This window comes from Vibrio sp. 1249-1 (assembly GCF_033340495.1).
This window is the reverse complement of record NZ_JAWOWJ010001061.1, coordinates 1-541: the sequence shown is the minus strand read 5'-3', so window position 1 is coordinate 541 and position 541 is coordinate 1. Positions and strand designations below refer to the sequence as shown.

General features: G+C 48.2%; 1 protein-coding gene. It reads left to right on the top strand.

Going from position 1 to position 541, the window contains the following annotated elements:
- Positions 1-541, top strand: a 541-nt coding sequence (locus tag R7Z50_RS30465) for a hypothetical protein (RefSeq protein ID WP_318150145.1), incomplete at both ends; no start/stop codon positions are given.

The window sequence follows — 541 nt, the reverse complement described above, 5'->3', positions numbered from 1 at the left end:
TCAAACCGATACCAGTGGTATCAGTGAGCCGGGGTCGGTCACGGATAACCGCGATATTGACACCCAGTTTAACCTTGCAGCAAATAGTTTCGCTGTTGGCGGCACTTTCATCAAATATACGGTGAAAGCAAAGATCAGCGAGAAAGCGGTTGGCCAAATCTTAAACGTGGCGGTTATTGATAACAGTCATAACCTAGTCGCTGAGCCAGCCAACATGCTGCCTTCTGAGGTAAGCAAATCCCATAAAGCGTACACGGAGTCGTCTTTATCAAGCGAAAAGCTGACGTACAATCACACGTCTAGTGGTGAAAATATCGTGTACCGTCTGCGCCTCCAAAACAATGGTAAAGGACTGGAGTACAACAAATCACTGCAAGAGTTATTCTCTAGCATCAAAGTCCGAGTGGCACAAAATGCGGCTGGAGAATCAGATGCACAGAGTTTACCTGCGTTTGCTGCGCACGGATGGGAAGTGAGCGTGAACACTTCTGGTGAAGCAACGACGGATATCGGCGGCTTTGTTGGTGGTGCAAATGCGGAT